The following is a 14,927-nucleotide window of genomic DNA, read 5'->3' as shown; positions in this document are numbered from 1 at the left end:
TCATCCGCGGAGCTGCAGGTGGTGATCGACAAGCTCAATGAGCTGATCCTGGCGCTGCGGCGGCCGTAGCCGGGCTCGCCAGAGCCGAGGGGGAGGGGGGAGGGGACAATGACGAATGCAGAATGACGAGTGAAGAATGACGGAGTTCTCGGTTCTCGGTTCTCAGTTCGTGGTGGAGGAAGCCGGTGGAACCGTTTCAGGTTTCAGGTTTCAAGTTTCACGAGGAGCGGAGACTCGGCGGCTGTGGCTCGGCTCGCTGAGCCGAGGGGGGGGCGGCCGGGCTCGCCAGAGCCGGGTCGGGAGGGTGATGGCGGATGAGTGCCCTCGTCCGCCTGGAGTTCCTCTACAGCTTTGGGGACTACCAACTCGACTCGATCCCCAATGCGGGCGTGGGCTTCCGCTCGCCTTCGGGACGACGCAAACTCAGACGCATGCCTTGCAATACAACGGCGGCTGGAATTTCCGCTTCATGGAGGGCTCGTTGGTCACCGGACCATTCCTCGGCCTGGATTACCTGCATGGCGAGGTGGATGCCCACAGCGAGACTGGCGGCGGATTGGCTGCCCTGCGCTACAGCTCCCAGACCTACGAGTCGCTTGTGGCCCGCGTCGGCTGGTCGGTGTCGAAACGGTTTGAAACGAGCTTTGCCACCATCACGCCACAGCTTCGGCTGAGTTATGAGCGCCAGAACATCGAGGACAACAATGCCACCACCGTGTCTGTGATCAATGCGCCCTTCTCGACCACCGGCGGGAATCAGGCTCCCGGCCAGGACTACCTGGTGCTCGGCCTCGGCGTGAGCCTCATGTTTGATGAGCGCTTCAGCATGATGCTGACTTACCAGGGCCAGTTCTTCCGTCATGACATGCAGGCTCACTTCGGCGGCCTGCGGTTCAGCTATCGCTTTTGATGTCAGTCGGACGCCCTCGGGCCACCTGACGGTTTGATCGAGCCTGCGGGATCTCGGTCTGTTCCAGAAGCGTTGAGCGCTTACTCAAGATCCAGTTCCGGCTTGAAGTCGGAGGCGTGGTAGGAACTGCGCACCAGCGGGGCGCTGGCGACGTGGCGGAAGCCCTTCTTCAGCGCGATCTGCTTGTAGTTCTCAAAGGTGTCCGGGTGGATGTATTCGATCACCGGCAGATGCTGCGGCGATGGACGCAGATACTGGCCGAGCGTCAGCACAGTCACGTCATGCTCGCGCAGATCGTCCATGGCCTGGAACAGCTCCGTTTCCGTCTCGCCCAGGCCGAGCATGAGGCCGCTCTTGGTGGCGCAGACGTTGCCCATCTCCGCCGCCATCGCCTTGGCACGCTTCAGCACGTGCAGGCTGCGGTGGTATTGCGCGCGGCTGCGCACGAGCGGTGTGAGGCGCTCCACGGTCTCCAGGTTGTGATTGAAGATGTGCGGCTTTGCCTTCATCACGACTTCCAGCGCGTCGTCCTTGCCGTTGAAGTCAGGCACGAGGATCTCGATGGTGATCGTCGGCACGGCTTCGCGAACGGCCTCGATGGTGCGGGCAAAATGGTCCGCGCCGCCGTCCTTCACATCGTCACGCGCCACGGCGGTGATCACGATGTGATTCAAGCCCATGCGTTTCGTCGCCTCGGCCACGCGTTGCGGCTCGTCGGCCTCCAGGGCGAAGGGTTTGGCCGTTTTGACGGCACAGAAGCCGCAGGCGCGCGTGCAGCGGTCACCAGCGATCATGAAAGTGGCCGTGCCCTGGCTCCAGCACTCCCAGCGGTTCGGGCACTGGGCCTCTTCGCAAACCGTGTGCAGCTTCAGGTCGGTGATCAGGCCCTTGGTGCTCCAGAATTTCGGGTCACGCGGCAGAGTCACGCGGATCCAGTCCGGCTTTTTCTCGCGATGCAGGGCAGGGTCGATCTTGGGGGTCATGGGGGCAGGCATGAATGGCCGGAATGAGGGGGATTGCAAGCCGCCTGACTGCCCCATGCTTGCGCTTCAGGACCTCATCTCCCGAACAGCGGCTTGCGCTTCGGGGTGGAGGGCTCCTGCACGGCTTTCGACGGGTTGCCGCCGATTTTCTGCGCCTCACGCAGCTCCATCTCGGTCGGCGGCTTGCGGTCGTCCTTGTTGCCGCCGCCGAAGATGCGCGGCGTCCACTTGGTGTCGCTCACGGTGCCGGAGCCTTTGTAGGCCAGCAGTTTGGTCACGGGGAACAGCACCAGCCCGGTGATGCCACGAATGCTCACCTCGGCATTGAAGTCGATGTCGTCACGGATGAAGTCGATGTTTCCGCTGCTGGAGATGCGGAAGGCGCTGCTTTCCGCGCTGATGTTCTTGGTCACGATGAAGCCGTCCGACACTTCAAAGGTGCAGTCCGCGTTCTTGGCGACGTTGTAGCCCTTGATCGGCGGCGGCAGCAGGGCGCCGATGACCGGCGTCAGAGGGCCGAGAACCGGGAGCGCCAGGAGATTGCCATTCAAGATGAAGAGGGCCCCGCCGCCCTTGAGCGCGCGCCAGTCGTTCATGCGTCCGGTGAATTTGAAGTGCCCGCTGATGTCGCCCACGCTTTCGTTGCCGGGCGAATACACCTGCGCGAAGCGCTGGAAGCTGATCGCGTCCATGCGCAGCTCGCCTTCATAAGGATTCGGCTCGCGGTTGTCGTTCACGAGGCCCTTCAGCGTGGCCGTGCCGCCGAGGACGCTGCCGACCACGTCGAAGCGGATCATGCCTTCGCGGTTTCGGACCTCCGCGTGCACATCCTCAAACGGCAGCTTCTTCCCGAACACGCTGTAGGGGAAGCGGCCCGCGCGCACATCGACATCGTAGCTCTCCACCTCCGGCGCCAGGTTCACCGAGCCTTCCACGCGCAAGGTGTCGCCAAAGAGGCGGCCGTTGACGTCGAACTTCAGGATCTCGCCCAGGATCGAAACATCACCGTAAGGTGCGTTGACCGGGTAGTCCTCGTTCCAGAGCACGTAGTGCGCTCCACCGACCGGGTTTTTAAACTCGATCTTGTAGTCGTTGAACTTGGGATTGGCCCGGTAGCCGATCGTGCCGTTGACAGTCACCTCGGTGCCGGCGGAGAAGCGGTAGCGGGCGATGTGGTCGGCTGTTTTCGGAGCGAAGGCCCGCACGATGCCCGCGGCGTCCGCCTCGGCACGCGCATTGACCAGCCGCACCCACTTCTCGCCATCCGCGTCGTTGACGAACACGAAGTCCGCCTGCACCGGGCCGTCCGCCCGGCGGCCGCGGATGTTGAAGTAGTTCTGGATGTCCCCCAGGAAGGCCAGATCCATCTCCACGGACTCAAACGCCACGCCCTTGTAGCTGAAGTTGCGCAAGACACCGTGTCCGGAGCTGGGACACTCGCGCAGGTTCGCGGTCTTGCCGGCGCAGGACAGGCGCACATCGATGAAGGAGCTCTCATCGAAGCCGAAACGTTGGATGATCTCGCGCGTCTTCGGCAGGTTCACGAACGGCACGAACACATTCGGGTCCATGCGCAGGTTCAGATCGTAGCGGAAGCCTTGTTCGCGGTGTTTCATCACGCTGAGGGTCAACGAGCCGGACTTGTGCTTCAGGGTGGCGTCGCGCACAAAAACGCCCTCGGGCGTCGCGCCGATGCTCAGGCTCAGCGCGTTGAAGATCTCCCCCCGGCTGCCAAAACGGCCGCAGTCCAGCCTTCCCGTCACCTCGGCCGGCAGCAGCCCCTCCGGTTTCTGCGGTCCGACGAACAAGGTGCCTTCCAGGACGAGTTGCGGCGCCTCGTAGAACACCACCTCGCGCAACTGGTCGTTGTCGAAAAAGGCCCGCGCCAGACCGGGCAGATCGGCGCTGGAGTGCAGGCGGAAGCGCACCTTGTCAGCGCCCATGCGCCAGGTGGCGGTGGCGTCCAGCGTGCCCAGGTGATCGCGCAGATGCAGGCGCTTCAGGTCGATGAAACCGCCCTCGTATTCCGCCTCGGCGATGAGTTCCTTCCACGTGTAGTCCTCGAAACGCAGGCCGTTGGCCTCGAAGCGCAGTTCCGCGTGCAGTTCCTCCGGCCGCTCCAGCGCACCGGAGACTTTCACGCTCAGCGTGGGCACCTGCGGGGCGTTGAATCGTGCCAGCCAGTCCAGCCCGCGCTGGATCTGCGCCCGGTGCTGCCGCATCACCGTCATGCGGTCACGCGCGTTCGTGTCGCCCGGTTCCTGCCTTGGTTCCGGCAGTTCCAGCACTCCGCTGATGGAAAGGCGCAGGCCGTCGGAGAGCTGGCCTTCCACGTGGCGGATGTCGAGCTGCCGCTCCTCCAGGAATGCCCGGGCGCTGAGGTCCTTGATCTCCACGACCGTCAGTTCCGGCTGCTCCGGGTCCACCGGCAGCGCCACGCTGGCATGCAGCAGCTCCAGCGCCACGATTTCAACCCGACCTTCCAGCAACTGGCCGAAGTCCACGTCCAGATTCAGCCGGTCCACGGCGGCGACGAGGTGTTTTTTCTCCGCCTCGTTGAACACCCGCACCTTCCTGGCCACCAGTCCGCCAAAGGGATTCAGCGTGAGGTGCTCCAGATCGAGGTACACGCCATGGCGGGCCAGCTCCCGCGTCACAAAGCCGTGCCAGTTCTCGCGAAAGGAGCTGGTGTTCAGATACACGCCGCCGGCCAGCAGAAAGCTGACGATCAAAAAGAAAAGCAGGCGACGCAGGAAGCGGAACATGGAATCGCCGGAAGTTAGCTGCTGCTCATGGCCCGACAAGCTTCTAAGAGCATGTTTGGAAAACGATCCGGGCCTGGGTTGTCAGGGCTCCTTCCCGGCGGATCATAACCCCGGGCCCGGCGGACCGGGTGAGATGAGTTGATCAGCGATACTGCTCCGGCACACCGACGGGGAACAGCCCCAGGGGAGCGATCTGGTCCGGGCGCATCTTCTCGGGCCCCACGCTCGGAGCATCCGACGCCAGGAAGACGGCCAGCTGGATCAATCCAGGGCGGCCTTGGGCGCTGGTATCGAACAAGGCGGCGTCACTGCTCACCTGTCGGAACAGCAACGGTCCCTGGCTGGAATGCTCCAGGGTGAGGGTTCCCTTGCCTTCCACGCGGGAACCGCCGCGACTCAGGCTGCCCGGGGCTCCGGTGGCCAGATCCCTGCCATCCACGCCCACACGGACCTCCAGCGGCAAGGGCGTGCGGTTCTTCACCACGATGCGATAGGCCTGGTTCGGCAGCCCGGCGACGAACAACGTGCCGCCGCAGAGGCTGGACTCGATCCAGCGCCCGGTCGCCACGTCCTGAAAGCCCAGATCGACGGTGCCATCTCCCATGCGGGCGAGGCCCCGTTGCGGCTCCGGCACGTCTCCCTGGCGGTCCATCATCGGGCCGATGCGGTCCGGGGCGGCATAGACGGCACGGGCCACCAGATGCGGTGTGGTGGCTGTTTGCGATGCCCGGGCCGGCACGCCGTGATGATAAAGGTCCGCATCCTGCTGCCAGGCGGGCCTCAGCGGAGCCAGGGCGCCCGAACAGGAGGCCAGCAGGCCGATGCCTGCCAGAAGTGCCATGTTGATCCCTGTTTTGCGCGTCCCTTCGTTCCCGGATGTCATTCTCTCGTGGTCTTGATTTGAAAAGTAACACGCACAAGGCCGGACACTTCTTCCACGGAACGTCTCACTTCACAGCCGAGCAGACGCTCGATCATCTCGCACTCGAGCTCGTCCACGATGTCGTGCGTTTTGGCGAGTTCCCGCAGCGGGCGGTGATGCTCCACCAGTGAGATTTGTCCATCCGCGCCCGTTTCCAGCTCGCTGATGCAGCCCTCGGCGCTGCGGAGCTTCGCCAGCAGCTTGGCGCGTTCGGGCAGCGTCTCCGCTTTGGCCAGTTTGGGCGCCCAGGACTCGGTCTTGGCCTGAAAATAGGAGTAGAGCAGCTTCGGCGGCGCGGTTTCGCCATACACACGCTCGGCGGTGGCCAGCAGATCCAGGGCGAGTGACGTGCCGTGCAATCCAAAGATCACATTGGCCTTCGGTGTGACGCGATACAGTTTTTCAGGCCGTCCGGCCCCCTTCGGCCGACGCCAGGTGTCGAGAATGCCGGCCTTCTCCAGCTCCACGCAGTGCTGCTTCACGCCCATGTAGCTCATCTTCATCAGCGTGCTCAATTCACGCACCGGCATGCCCGTGGACCGCTTCAGGCGCTGGAGAATCTCCAGCACCGGCGAGTGCAGCATTTCACGGAGTAGATGAAGCATCCGGGCAGCCTAGCGCGCGGCGTTTCGGGCGCAATAGTCTCTCAAACCGGAGCTCAGGATCGCACCAGCACGATGTCGTAACCGTAGATCTCGCGGAACAGGTCGCACTTCGAGTTGATCGCGATCTGCTCCACCGTCGTGTCATCCACGCCTTGTGTCATGACGTTGAGGCGCGGGCCTTCCGGGCGCAGCTGGATGGACTTGATCCGCTGCGCGTGGCTGCGGTCCAGCGAGTCGGCGAGGCGCAGCAGCGCGGCCAGTTTCAAGATGATCATGCGTTCCTCGCGCGAGAGATCGGAGAAATGCGGGTGATTGGGCTCGGGATTGTAGCGGCGGTGGTAGCGGGCCAGCAGCGCGACCATTTCGCGGTCCTGGCTGCTGAGGCCGAAGATCTCCGTGTTCAGCAGGATGTAGAGGCTGTGCTTGTGATGCTCACGCGGGCTGATGAACATGCCCACTTCGTGCAAGGTGGCCGCCACGCGCAGGATCAGCTCGTATTTCGGATCGAGCCCGTGCAGGTGCTGCAGTTCACGGAAGAGCTGGCGGCAGAAATTGGCCACATGGTCCGCATGTTTGCGGTCCGTCTTGTAGCGCAGGCCGATCTCGCTCGCGGCCTGCATGACTTCCTCCTGGAAGATCGCCGTGCGTGAGCCGGAGGTCATCAGATCCAGCATCAACTCGAGCTGGAAGTCGCCTTCCGGCACCCAGATCGTCTCGTCACCGAAACGCCGGGCCAGGGCCAGGTTCGTCTGCAAGGCCGGAACGATGCCCTCGCCGCCCGTGTAGTGAACGTGCAGCTCACGCACGAGTTCGTCCGGGTTCAGGCGCGCGAGCTTGTCGGTCAGACGCGACAGATCGCCTTCCAGCACGCGGTGGGCGCCGTGGCGTGCCTTTCCCAGACGCGGGGCCACGCTTTGGATCTCGATGCCGATCGCCACGTGGTGATCGATCTGCGTGCCGGAGTAATCCTGCGCGAGGTGGTCCACGACGCCGCGGATGTGCTCTTCGAGGTGCAGCAGCTGATGCAGCGTCTCCTCGTCCGGCGTCGCCACGGCCTCACGGGCGCGGAAGATGCCGAGCCGGTAGTTGCTATACGCGGCCAGGCGTCCCTGGCGGAAGTAAATGGCACGCGTGTTTCCCGGGCCGATGTGGGAGACAAAGGTGTTCCCCTTCGCCAGCATCGGGTTCCGTTTCAGCAGACGCTCGGCGATCTGATAGACCAGCCGCGTCATGTTGCCGTCGTCGATCAGGCTGGGTGCGACCCCGCTGTGGACTTGCAGGCGGTTGAGGAAAATCTCGTGGTTCGAGGCCTCGGACAGGATGTTCGAGGTGAACAGACGCAGTTGCGACGAGGGGATGCCATACTCGCGGATCGCCTGGAGGTAATCACGCAGGATGGCCGCCGCCTGATCGACGGTGGAGCGTGAGATGCTGCGGGAGCGGAACACATCGCGTGCCACCGGCAGCGGACGGTCCAGGCTTTCGACGCGGTTGAACTGGCCGCTCTCGTCCTTGCGGCCGATCACCAGCGAAACGGAGGCCGCGCCGACATAAATGACGGCGTGTTCCGGCGGCGTGACGGGTGGGGTGGGGATAGGGTCGCTCATCCCGTCTTATTTCTTGTCGTTGCGCAGCCAGGCCACCGCGCCGGCGGCCACGGCCTGTCCGCCGAGCTTCGCCAGCGAATAACGAACACCCTTGGCCAGCTCCGGGATGGCATAACGTTCCACTTCCTCCTTCAGCAGGCTCAGGTAGAGGCCGGGCAGCTCCTCCACCAGTCCGCCGCCGAGGGTGATGCGGTCAGGCGCGAGCAGATTCACCACCGTGGCCACGCCCATGCCGAGATAACGGATCGCATTGCGGAACATCAGCATCGCCGCGTCCTCGCCGCTGCGGAAGGCGTTCGCCAGCGCCTTGCTGCGGATGTTGCGCAGCGCGCCTTCGGTCTTTTTGTCGAGGTCCGGAAGCTGGCCGCGGTAACAGGCCAGACCGGCCTGGGAGGCCAGCGCCAGACGGCTCGTCAGGTCCTCCAGCACCACGCTGCCGAACACCGGGCTGCCGATGTGGGTGCCGGGGAACATCAGATTGCCCAGCTCCATCGCCGAGATCGCACGGCCCATCACGAGCTTGCCGTCATACACGAATCCAGCGCCCACACCCGTGCCGGGAAACACCCCCAGCAGCGAACGCGCTCCCTTGCCCGCGCCGAGCACGTATTCGCCATACGTTCCCGCATCCACGTCGTTCAGCACCGCCACCGGGCACTTGAACTGCGTCTGCAAAATTTTGCGCAGCGCCATGTTCGACCAGCCGAGGTTCGGGGCGAAGATGAGCGTGCCTTTGGCCGGATTGACGAGCCCCGGGCAGCCGATGCCGATGCCCTTGATGCCCTTCGGGTCCACGCCGGCTTCCGCGATCGCCTCCTGGATGGCTTTCACGATCTTGGCGCGGCCCTTCGCAGCGCCATCGGAGCCGTTGGTCGATTTCCGGGCGGACCCGAGCACATGGTAGTTCGCATCGAGCACGGAGGCCATCATCTTCGTGCCACCGAGATCGAAGCCGATCCAGAAGGGCACATTCTTGAGCGCTTTGGCGGGTTTGGCGGCTTTCGCAGGCGTTTTGGAGGCTTTTTTCGCGGCCATAGGATCGCAAGACACACGGGCTTGGCGGCATCGGCAAGCAACAAAGTGAAACTGCCGTCACGAATCCTTCGCACCGCGCAAATCTTCCCAAAAATGGGCAAATCGCGTGCCGTAGGTGGCCTTCGATGACTCCCAGATCGAGTTGAGCACCGGATGATTGGCCCAGGCGCGGAACAGCTCCAGCCAGCCGGTGTGATCGGGATGGTTGGAACTGGTGCTCAACTGCAGATCGAGGCACACGTTTTCCATCAACTGGATCAGCCGCTGGCCGAAACAGACCACCTGATGTCGCTCCGGCTCCGTTTTCGGCATGTCGAGATAAGCGCTGCCCGGCTGGCGTGGCAGCACGATGTCGGAAATGCAGGCCGGCAGGTCGTCCTCGGCGATGGCCGCCCAGATTTCGTCGAGCCGGGCGGTGTGATTGATGAAGGCCTCCTTCGGTGCCTTGGCGGCGCGGAACCAGTGCTGCCGCAGCTCGTCTCGCAGCTTCGCCGTGGGATCGGCGGCTCCGCCCTCGGGCATGGCCGTGCGCCGCAGCGGGGTCAGCGCCTCCCAAGCGGCGTGCTGGCCCAGTTTGCGATAGCTTTCAAACTGCGACTCGCTGAAAAACTGGTCCCCGGTGGACTCATGGGGGAAGGCGGCGTTCAGCGCCTTGTATTGGGCGATGTCGGTGGCTTCGTCGCCCGTGAGGGAGGTCTTGATGTAGAGCAGCGTGCCCCGCGTGCCGTCAGGATAACGGATGATGCCGACGGCACAGTGGCTGCGTGAAAAACCGGTGGCCGGATCGGGGCGGAGCTCGTCCACGCTGATCTCGATCTCGACATCGAAGTCCACGCGGCAGCGCCGGATGGCGGTTCCCAGCGCGTGGAAGGTGAAGGCACCATCCTCCTCGCCATCCATCGCGATGACGAAGCGGCATTTCCGCCGCACCAGTTCGTAGATGCCCAGGTTTTCGAAGTGGCCGCCGTCCGACAGGTAGATGAAGGCCGAGCTCGGCGTGGCGGAGCCGAACAGCTCGAAGCAGAGGTATTTCAAAAAGCCGGGAAACTTCGGCGCCTGCCGCATCCAGTCCTTTTTGGCCGGATTCGGCACCCACCAGCCCAGGCGCACGTTGAAGATCGTCATCAGGAAGGCCAGCACGGGGGAGGTGTGGTAGCCGGAATTCGGGCTGGCAGCCGCACCGGACACGGAAAAGGCGGTGCCGAGCTTGATGCCGCGTTCGGAGGGTCTCGCGGCATCGCTGTCCGCGTCGCGATCCGCCTGTTCGTCGGTCTTGCCGCTCATGAAGCCGGAAGTGCGGCGGAAGCCCTCACTGACCTGCTTCTTTTCCTTCTCCGGCAGCGTCAGCCGACGGCGTTGCGAGCCGCAGTAGAGCGGGCTCAGCACAAAGGACTCCGCCTTGCGCTCCTGCACATCCAGATCACCGCCCTGGGAGGTGTTCAGCGCGGTGTTGATCAGCGGATACGGGCCAGGATGGCCGCGCGCGGCGGTGAATCCCGCCAGCGCCTGATCATCGCGGAATTCAAAGCCGGTGAAGGGATGCGGCCGGCGGTCGTCCTTGAGGTGCGTGGCCCCGCCGAGGTAGCAGCGCACCAGGCGGTTGCGGTAGAAGTGGTTCATGGAGAACTCGTTCAAATCGATGCGCCACACCAGCGCCGCGCCCACGCCGATCAAACCGCCGAACACCAGCCAGAAACGGTCCCAGCCGCCATACTTCCCGTTCAGAGTTCCCAGCAGCAGCGGGTCGTTGGCCTGCGGTGAATAATCCTCCGGCGTGAGCATGAAGCGCACCATCCAGGCCGTGCCGAACAGCAGGCCGAGGAAGACGACGAGAGCGGCGTTGTCGAGATTGAGCAGCGGCAGCTTTCGCTCATTGCTGCCATTGCTCTTGTCGCTCTTTCCGAGCAGCAGCGTGGTCACCATCGTCGCCAGCCAGCCGGTGATCACGCCGCCCTGCGCCCAGGTGCTCATGCGGTCGCCGATCCAGTCAAAGATGATCGGACTGAACAGCACGATGCCGCACGCCGCCAGCATGGCGAGGCTGTAGATCATCAGCCACGCGCCCACGCGGCTCCACCACTCGCGCACATTGTCAAACATCCGCCGTCCGGCCAGCCCCATGGCCAGGATGAGGATGAACATGTACTTCAGCACCATCATCGCCGGCCCCAGCGTCGCCGCGAGGCCGATGCCGATCTCAAACGACTTCGCGGGCGCCGCCGGCGTGAAGTCCGCCTCCAGATGGCCGTTCAGCGTGTCCACGCTCAGGCTCATCGCCGGCTTCGTGTTGGAAAAGGAGATCTGCGTCTGGTGGACGCTGCGGATGGCCTCATCGATCAGGTACAGGCTGAACAGGGAGCCGAACACCAGCGAGGCGTAGAAGAGCACGCGGCGGTGGATCTGCCGGTTGTGCCACTGGTCCCGGATCCAGGGCTTCCAAAACGGCGCGGCAGGTGGATGGCGCTTGGGGTCCCAGATCACGGCGAGCGTCTGCACCCCCCATTTCAGCAGCTTTTTCCCGTGAGAGGCCGGGCGCTTCGCCGCCGCCAGGTCCTCCTTCAGCCACATCAGCCGGTGCGCCATCAGCACCACCAGCAGCGTCAGCAGGATCATCCACGGCGAGGCCAGGATCGTCGTCGTCTCACGCCCGTCCCACCAGTCCGTCAGCGTGGCCGTCTTCAGGATCTCCTTCGTGTCGATGTCCTTCACGTAGTCCTGCATGCCGGTCATCCAGGAGTTGAAGTAACCAGGCATCGGCACGATGGCCGGCATCGCCTTCACCTGGTTGATCAGGTCCGTCTGGTATTGCAGGCGGAAATGGTGCAGCCACAGCCACAGTGTCGTCAGCAGCGCCGCCGCCACCGCCGGCAGCACGACGCGCACCTGCACCCGCTTTTGATCGATCGGGTTGATCGTCTCCGCCTTCACCCGGCCCGAGTCCACCTGGCGGTCATCGATGAACAGCGCTATCTCCTTCCGCGCCTGCCGGTAGGCGATGAAAAAGCAGCCCAGGATCGCCAGCGGAAACAGCAGTTCCAGCCCGCGGAAAGGCACGCTGAGGCCCGCAGCCAGCACCGGGGCATCCGCGCCGTGGGTCTTGTCCAGCAGCCACGGCAGGCCGTTCACCACACGCAGCCACAGATGCGGCAGCATGAAGCACGCGGCGACGACGCAAAACACCATCGCCTGGATCAGCACCGTGTTGCGCAGCCAGATCGTCACCATCGTCCACGTATCCGCGCTCATCAGGCCCGCCTCCGGGCTCAGGTAATGGCTGTAGCGCCGCAGATGCGCCACCTGCTCCGTCGCCTTGTCACACTCCGCGCAGCCCTCCGCCGGCGTCATCGCAAACGCCGTGCCCGCCTTCTGCTTCTGCGCCATCTCGCGTCGCCGGTTCGCCACGAACCAGGAGCCGATGTAGCCGCCGCCCGAGACCGTCGAAAGGTAGTCGATGAAGTCGATCAGCGGTCGTTTGAGGCCCTTCACCGGCAGTTCCAGCCGGCACAGCGTCTGCAAGGCCCCCAGCGCGAAGGTGGCGCTGCGGATGCCGCCGCCGGAAAGCGCCAGACCCACCCGGGGTGCGCCGGGATCGCCCGGCATTTGCCGTGTGGCCCGTTCCGCGGCGATCTCCGCCGCCTCCGCCCGCAGCACCTCGTCCTCATGAACCGGCGGCACCTCGGCGATGATCTCGGGAACCTTGGGATTTGCCTCGGGAGGAACTAGGCCGGCCAGATCATTGGAATCGTCGGAGCTCATGCTCCCAAGCATGCCGAAAACCCGCCTTCGCCGTCAATGCGTTTCTTTGCGCGGGCGTCACTTGGCTGTGCTGCGGTTGCACGCCCGCTCAAAGCCTTCTCGCAGTCTCTTTTCGCCCGATCGATAACGGGGCACGTTTTAGTCCAGCAGCGGCTTGAAATCCGGTGTGGACATCGGCTGCGCGCCCTGCGGAGCCCGCCCGCTGTAATCGATGAGGATTCGCTGATTCAGCGGGGCGGCTTCCACATTGATGCGGGCGACTCTGGCTGACAGTTCAGGAGCGTGAGGGACGCAATTGATCAAGTCCTCCACCAGATATCGAGGAGCCCAGCCGATCATCTGGTAATCCTCCGTCAGCAGCGGCACGGCCAGACGGGTGGCGGGATTGTTCAATTCCACCAGGATGCGCAGTTCCTCGCCCACCTGGAGTCTGGCGGCTCGCTCGATGGCTTTGGTTCCCAGGTGCCTCAGGCCGTGCAAAAAGAAGCGGACATGGAAGTTCCCGGCGGCATCTGCGGTTACTTTGGGAAACACTTCCAGATTGTCCGTCACCCGTTCTCCACCGGACACGGCCAGGATCGAAACCGGATCTGCCTGTCCACGGTCCAGGTCCAGCCACTGGATATATTCCTGGAAATCGCCACGCTTGGGCGAGATCACGCGGTTCTTAAACAGAGGGAACAGATCGTCCGACTCATAAACCTTCCGAAAGTCAGGAAACGCCAGCAGCGGAGCAAAGCCCACGTCATGCTGGGCCTTCAGGGCTCCACCCGTGTAGCGGAAGCGGTAATGAGCTTGTTGATTCGCCGCGTCCACCGTCTCCGCATCCAGACGACCCACCGGAAACCACGCACGACTGCGCGCGGAGTCCGTCGGGGCTTGCCAGGCTAGAAAGAGGGATTTCATAAAGCGTTCTGAATCATTTTACGGCTGGCAGCCAGAAAGGCGAGTGTAAACCTTCGGCCCGCGTGGCTGATCCGCTCGCCAGGCACCCGCTCCACGATCTCTTCCAACGCCTCATCGTCCAGGTCACTCACTCGCGCCTGCCAGGGCTTGAAGAACTTCGGATAGCGCTCGGCCAGCATTTGCGCCAAGGCCATCGGACTCAGCCCGCGTTTGGCCTGGGGATCGGCGAAGATGCCACCCCGTCCCTTGATCAGGTAGCGGTCAATGGTTCCCTCCTGCAGGTGGCGCTCCCGTGTCTCATCCGTGAGCTCACGGCCGAGCGACGAGGCATGATCAAAGGTCGGGGCCAGTTCCAGTTCAAACGTCACTGGTTGACCGGGGGCCGCCCGGCGTTCCAGCAGCACGCCCCAGTTCTGATGATGACGGTCAGTGTTTCCCACCAGGGCGTCGAAGACCAGATAACCCACCATGCGGAAGGCAGTCTCACGCCGCGCTTTTTCGGAGGGAAAGAGCTTCTCGATCACCGTGACGATGTTGTCGAAGGTATGATCCGCCTGGCCGCGCTCCTTCTCCTTGTCATAGCCGGTGATCAATCCTCCCAGCAGCTCATTGCCATGCACCAGCACGCTTTGGTCGGAGGTGATGAAGGACCTCACCGCACAGCCGCGCTTGCCCGCCCACAGGGCCAGTTCCGCATGGTGAGTGGGCAGGCCCAGCAGCCGGGCGATTTCAGACGCCACCTTCTCTGCCCAATCCTCCCCCGTGTTCTCCCGCGCCTCTTTGAACAGCCAGTTCTCCCCGCCGCGCTTGAACCAGAACTTCGGCTTGCTGCCGAGCTGCTCCACATCACTGCGCATCTCGGAGCTGACTTCGAGGATGGGATACGGCTCAGGCATGGCTTGCACGTTGGACGTCAGAGGTTGTCTCCTCTCCCCATTCCGGAGACTGTGGCTTGGATTTTGCCTTCCATGTGGGGTGATAAGCTCTCGTTCGCCGCCACCTGCTTCGCCTCTTCGGGTGGGATCAGGCCGGCCAGATTATTGGAATCTTCGGAGCTCATGCTCCCAAGCATGCCGAGAACCCTCCTTCGCCGTCAATGCCATTCTTTGCGCGGGGTATCCTGGCTTGGCAGCATCAGCACCCGGCGTCAGCTTCCACGGCATCAAGTTCTACTGATGCGGAGCTCTCCTGATTTCGTGCGCAGTTGCTTGCCTGCCGCTTCCTTCCTGACATCCTCCGGGGATGCCTGCCGACGAAACGCACACCTTCGACGAGACTGTCGAACTGCTGTATGGGCTGCACGTCGGTATCGTCGGCCAGGGAGCGGAGCGTCATGAGCGCCCGCACAAGCCGGTCATGTTGCTCGCAGTGCTAGTGGCTCATGTCATTAAAGTTGAAGGGTAAAGCCGCTTGAGCTTGATGCGTGCGTCCTGGGTGG

The 14,927-nt window shown here is 63.6% G+C and carries 12 protein-coding genes; 2 read left to right on the top strand and 10 right to left on the bottom strand.

Going from position 1 to position 14,927, the window contains the following annotated elements; all coding sequences use genetic code 11:
* Positions 1-136: 136 nt before the first annotated feature.
* Positions 137-910 (top strand): autotransporter outer membrane beta-barrel domain-containing protein, encoded by a 774-nt coding sequence (locus IAE77_RS07120; RefSeq protein WP_345780965.1) that lies wholly within the window; start codon positions 137-139, stop codon positions 908-910.
* 80 nt (positions 911-990) lie between these two features.
* On the opposite strand, the gene lipA is transcribed toward IAE77_RS07120, so the two are convergent.
* The 10 genes from lipA to IAE77_RS07070 all read right to left on the bottom strand — a co-directional run bounded on the left by lipA (position 991) and on the right by IAE77_RS07070 (position 14,549).
* Positions 991-1,893 (bottom strand): lipoyl synthase, encoded by a 903-nt coding sequence (gene lipA, locus IAE77_RS07115; protein ID WP_294223914.1) that lies wholly within the window; start codon positions 1,891-1,893, stop codon positions 991-993.
* 74 nt (positions 1,894-1,967) lie between these two features.
* Complete coding sequence (locus tag IAE77_RS07110) at positions 1,968-4,658, bottom strand: hypothetical protein (RefSeq protein WP_294223911.1); 2,691 nt, start codon at positions 4,656-4,658, stop codon at positions 1,968-1,970.
* A 142-nt stretch (positions 4,659-4,800) separates the two neighbouring features.
* Complete coding sequence (locus IAE77_RS07105; RefSeq protein ID WP_294223909.1) at positions 4,801-5,499, bottom strand: hypothetical protein; 699 nt, start codon at positions 5,497-5,499, stop codon at positions 4,801-4,803.
* 38 nt (positions 5,500-5,537) lie between these two features.
* Positions 5,538-6,185 carry a hypothetical protein gene (locus tag IAE77_RS07100; protein ID WP_294223907.1) on the bottom strand — a complete coding sequence of 216 codons (648 nt, stop codon included), beginning with the start codon at positions 6,183-6,185 and terminating at the stop codon, positions 5,538-5,540.
* A gap of 53 nt (positions 6,186-6,238) precedes the next feature.
* Positions 6,239-7,792, bottom strand: a complete 1,554-nt coding sequence (locus IAE77_RS07095) for an HD domain-containing protein (protein WP_294223903.1) — start codon at positions 7,790-7,792, stop codon at positions 6,239-6,241.
* Positions 7,793-7,798: 6 nt separating this feature from the next.
* A complete protein-coding gene (locus tag IAE77_RS07090) occupies positions 7,799-8,827 on the bottom strand; it encodes an ROK family protein (protein ID WP_294223899.1) in 1,029 nt (342 codons plus the stop codon).
* 57 nt (positions 8,828-8,884) lie between these two features.
* Complete coding sequence (locus tag IAE77_RS07085) at positions 8,885-12,583, bottom strand: hypothetical protein (protein WP_294223895.1); 3,699 nt, start codon at positions 12,581-12,583, stop codon at positions 8,885-8,887.
* A 138-nt stretch (positions 12,584-12,721) separates the two neighbouring features.
* The gene (locus IAE77_RS07080; protein ID WP_294223893.1) at positions 12,722-13,489 is read right to left on the bottom strand and encodes a hypothetical protein; all 768 of its coding nucleotides are present in this window, start codon (positions 13,487-13,489) and stop codon (positions 12,722-12,724) included.
* The gene (locus IAE77_RS07075) at positions 13,486-14,385 is read right to left on the bottom strand and encodes a HipA domain-containing protein (protein WP_294223890.1); all 900 of its coding nucleotides are present in this window, start codon (positions 14,383-14,385) and stop codon (positions 13,486-13,488) included. Before IAE77_RS07075 ends, IAE77_RS07080 begins: the two co-directional genes overlap by 4 nt.
* 17 nt (positions 14,386-14,402) lie before the next feature.
* Positions 14,403-14,549, bottom strand: a complete 147-nt coding sequence (locus IAE77_RS07070) for a hypothetical protein (RefSeq protein ID WP_294223887.1) — start codon at positions 14,547-14,549, stop codon at positions 14,403-14,405.
* A 182-nt stretch (positions 14,550-14,731) separates the two neighbouring features.
* Here IAE77_RS07070 and IAE77_RS07065 point away from each other — a divergent pair, with 182 nt between their 5' ends.
* On the top strand, positions 14,732-14,893 hold the full coding sequence (locus IAE77_RS07065) for a hypothetical protein (protein ID WP_294223883.1): 162 nt from the start codon (positions 14,732-14,734) through the stop codon (positions 14,891-14,893).
* The last annotated feature ends 34 nt before the right edge of the window (positions 14,894-14,927 follow it).

The organism is Prosthecobacter sp., assembly GCF_014879935.1.
Lineage (GTDB): Bacteria > Verrucomicrobiota > Verrucomicrobiia > Verrucomicrobiales > Verrucomicrobiaceae > Prosthecobacter.
This window is presented reverse-complemented; position numbering and strand designations above follow the sequence as displayed.

Bases quoted from the DNA above. Each gene is read 5' to 3' on its own strand.
- IAE77_RS07120 (WP_345780965.1), top strand. From the start codon at position 137: ATGACGGAGTTCTCGGTTCTCGGTTCTCAGTTCGTGGTGGAGGAAGCC.
- IAE77_RS07075 (WP_294223890.1), bottom strand. From the start codon at position 14,385: ATGCCTGAGCCGTATCCCATCCTCGAAGTCAGCTCCGAGATGCGCAGT.
- IAE77_RS07095 (WP_294223903.1), bottom strand. From the start codon at position 7,792: ATGAGCGACCCTATCCCCACCCCACCCGTCACGCCGCCGGAACACGCC.
- IAE77_RS07085 (WP_294223895.1), bottom strand. From the start codon at position 12,583: ATGAGCTCCGACGATTCCAATGATCTGGCCGGCCTAGTTCCTCCCGAG.
- lipA (WP_294223914.1), bottom strand. From the start codon at position 1,893: ATGACCCCCAAGATCGACCCTGCCCTGCATCGCGAGAAAAAGCCGGAC.
- IAE77_RS07065 (WP_294223883.1), top strand. From the start codon at position 14,732: ATGCCTGCCGACGAAACGCACACCTTCGACGAGACTGTCGAACTGCTG.
- IAE77_RS07070 (WP_294223887.1), bottom strand. From the start codon at position 14,549: ATGAGCTCCGAAGATTCCAATAATCTGGCCGGCCTGATCCCACCCGAA.
- IAE77_RS07110 (WP_294223911.1), bottom strand. From the start codon at position 4,658: ATGTTCCGCTTCCTGCGTCGCCTGCTTTTCTTTTTGATCGTCAGCTTT.
- IAE77_RS07105 (WP_294223909.1), bottom strand. From the start codon at position 5,499: ATGGCACTTCTGGCAGGCATCGGCCTGCTGGCCTCCTGTTCGGGCGCC.
- IAE77_RS07080 (WP_294223893.1), bottom strand. From the start codon at position 13,489: ATGAAATCCCTCTTTCTAGCCTGGCAAGCCCCGACGGACTCCGCGCGC.
- IAE77_RS07100 (WP_294223907.1), bottom strand. From the start codon at position 6,185: ATGCTTCATCTACTCCGTGAAATGCTGCACTCGCCGGTGCTGGAGATT.
- IAE77_RS07090 (WP_294223899.1), bottom strand. From the start codon at position 8,827: ATGGCCGCGAAAAAAGCCTCCAAAACGCCTGCGAAAGCCGCCAAACCC.